Source organism: Vallitalea sediminicola (assembly GCF_054408565.1).
Genome location: NZ_BTPT01000115.1, coordinates 1 through 2,969 on the forward strand (window position 1 = coordinate 1; position 2,969 = coordinate 2,969).

General features: G+C 30.7%; 2 protein-coding genes and 1 rRNA gene. 1 reads left to right on the forward strand and 2 read right to left on the reverse strand.

Features of this window, described 5'->3' with window-relative positions:
- Positions 1-407 (reverse strand): 16S ribosomal RNA (locus ACX6CF_RS25745); the annotation flags it as partial.
- A 769-nt stretch (positions 408-1,176) separates the two neighbouring features.
- Between ACX6CF_RS25745 and ACX6CF_RS25750 the strand changes: the two genes are divergently transcribed.
- On the forward strand, positions 1,177-1,986 hold the full coding sequence (locus tag ACX6CF_RS25750; RefSeq protein WP_458788249.1) for a stalk domain-containing protein: 810 nt from the start codon (positions 1,177-1,179) through the stop codon (positions 1,984-1,986).
- A gap of 123 nt (positions 1,987-2,109) precedes the next feature.
- On the opposite strand, the gene ACX6CF_RS25755 is transcribed toward ACX6CF_RS25750, so the two are convergent.
- A complete protein-coding gene (locus tag ACX6CF_RS25755; RefSeq protein ID WP_458788250.1) occupies positions 2,110-2,751 on the reverse strand; it encodes a TVP38/TMEM64 family protein in 642 nt (213 codons plus the stop codon).
- Between the last annotated feature and the right edge of the window lie 218 nt (positions 2,752-2,969).

Sequence of the window (2,969 nt, forward strand, 5' to 3'; positions counted from 1 at the left end):
CTGCATCAGGGTTTCCCCCATTGTGCAATATTCCCCACTGCTGCCTCCCGTAGGAGTTTGGGCCGTGTCTCAGTCCCAATGTGGCCGATCACCCTCTCAGGTCGGCTACTGATCGTTGCCTAGGTAAGCCGTTACCTTACCTACTAGCTAATCAGACGCGGGTCCATCCTATGCTACCGGAGTTTTTACTACTGAGTCATGTGACTCTGTAGTCTTATGCGGTATTAGCACACTTTTCAATGTGTTATCCCCCTGCATAGGGCAGGTTACCCACGCGTTACTCACCCGTCCGCCGCTTTCCACTATCTAAATCACCCGAAGGTTCATTAGATAGCTTCTCGCTCGACTTGCATGTGTTAAGCACGCCGCCAGCGTTCATCCTGAGCCAGGATCAAACTCTCATGTTAAAGATTTTTTGAAGTTAGAAATTCTTAGTTTTACTTTTAAGATTAAATTGTCTTAATTAGTAAAGGTTATTATTTCTTAGTTCAAAATATCGCATAAGTTTCATCTTGACCAGATTGCTCTGGCTTATATTTTATAGACTATCGTCTTTATCCATTTTATTTACTAAGGATTTTTTTGGGTAAAACTTATTACTAAGTTTTTGGTTGTTTCACTGTTCAGTTTTCAAGGTTCTGTCCTAATTTGTTCGTTGCTGTTTTGTTTTCTTCAGCGAAGAGAATTATATCATTTATACATAATAAAGTCAAGGCTTTATTCGACATTTTTTAAATCTTTTTCTATATCATGTAATATATGTAATACAAAATTACTTGTATATATTAGGAAATAAAAATCCCAATAAATTCTATTTCTTATTTTAATTTTATTATGATACAAATCATATTTCTCTTAATATCCTTATATATATAAGTTGAATTTAACCATCTATACGCCCATTTCTATAAGTTCAATATATTTTCCTTGATTCAACTTATATATAGTATTATTTTAATTATTATCCTATTATTCATTATTACTATTAATATAATAGAAAACCATAAGTGCTATCCCCCACAATAGTATAAGATGCAACATTATATATATCTAATCGTTACAACCCTTATAAATTAAATAGTAATTAGTATGAGTTTTAGGATTTTACATCTCTTCCATTAATTCCATATTGAGATTGGATAATACATTTGTTAGACTTGTTGTAGAGGTGATTAGATGAAAAGAATAATGCTTTTAATGATTTCGTTACTTTTGGTTTTTAATTTTTCAAGCCAAGCATATGCTTCTCAGGTGATACCTATTTACGTTAATGGAAGTGTTTTAACTCCTGACGTTAATCCTTATATTCAAAATCAGCGTACTTTTGTACCAATTAGATTTATTGGAGAAGCACTTAATGCTACATCAATCAAATGGGACTCTTCATCCAAGACTGCTACATTGGTATTTAATCAAAAAGAAATTAAATTATGCGTAGGTTCTAGATATGTAACTGTAAACGGCAAACATTATAAAATGGATGCACCAATAAACCTAGTTAGAGGACGAACTTTTGTACCTGTAAGATTTATATCTGAAACATTAGGATATGACGTGAAGTGGGCTAACAGCTCAGTATACATTAGTAACAATGGATACACCCCTCCTTCAAACAAATATAGCTCAGAAGATTTATATTGGTTATCTAGGATTGTAGAAGCTGAAGCAGTAGGAGAACCTTACGCTGGAAAATTAGCAGTAGCTAACGTAATCATTAATAGAAAAAAGAGTTCAGAATTTCCAAGCACAATAAAATCTGTTGTTTTTGATAACAAATACGGTATTCAATTTACTCCAGTTGCAGACGGCAACATATATAATACTCCTACCCAAGAAAGTATAAATGCAGCCATTGCAGCTCTAAACGGTTCTAACAATATTGGAAGCTCTTTATATTTCCTTAATCCAGCAAAATCTTCTAATTTTTGGATTATGAATAACCGTACGTATATTACTAAGATAAATAATCATTACTTTTACGCTTAATAAAGTATAACTATAATAAATTATATAAGTTGAATATCCCCTTCTTATAATAATAAGAAATACCCTATAAGGTAACTCTTTACCTATAGGGTATTTTTCAATGCTTTATTTGATTTTTTCTTTTCATGCAGCTTTTGCTGGTAATTTTTCATTCTTGGTTGGTGTCTTTTTTTCGTACTTTTTTTCAAATAATTTAATTACATTTTTACCTATTAATGATATTGCAAATGTTACTGATATTAATATAATTGATTTTAAAGGTTGTTCAACAAATGCCCTAATGTTAAAACCAATAAAACTCAAAGAAAATATCATTATAAGCTTACCTAAAACTAATGCACTGATATATTCTCTATTTTTAATACCCGCTAGAGCCGCTAAGCCGCAAACAACTATAGAAGGTGTAAATGGAAATGTAAGTAAGAAGAATATTGGGGTAAACCCTTTATCCTTTATCCAATTAAAAATATTGTAAATTTTTTCGTTATGTGCAATTTTCTGTTGAAACCTTTTTTGTCCAAATTTCTTTATCACCAAAAATACAATGATTGAACCAATACAAGAACCTAACCATGAATATAAATAACCAGTCCAAAACCCAAAAGCCATAACATTAATTGTTACAAATAATATTAAAGGTAATGGTGGGAAAAAAGCTTCAATCATTGCTAATCCAACACCTGCAAATATTCCCATAGAACTTATTTGATTAAGCATATCTGTCCAATGGCCAAGTGTCATTAACTCTTTAACCCATTCTATCATCATCCCACATCCTCTCGTCTCGTCTATCTTAATTTATACATATTATTATTATATCCAACATATCTAGTATAATTTATTAATATTAAAATCTTATTAAAATATATTAAAAAATATCTTAAATTATTATAAATCTTATCATTTTGTTTATGTAATCTTATATGTGATGAAACAAGCCATTATTTATAACTATATAATTAAAGAGAGATTTCTATATTTTA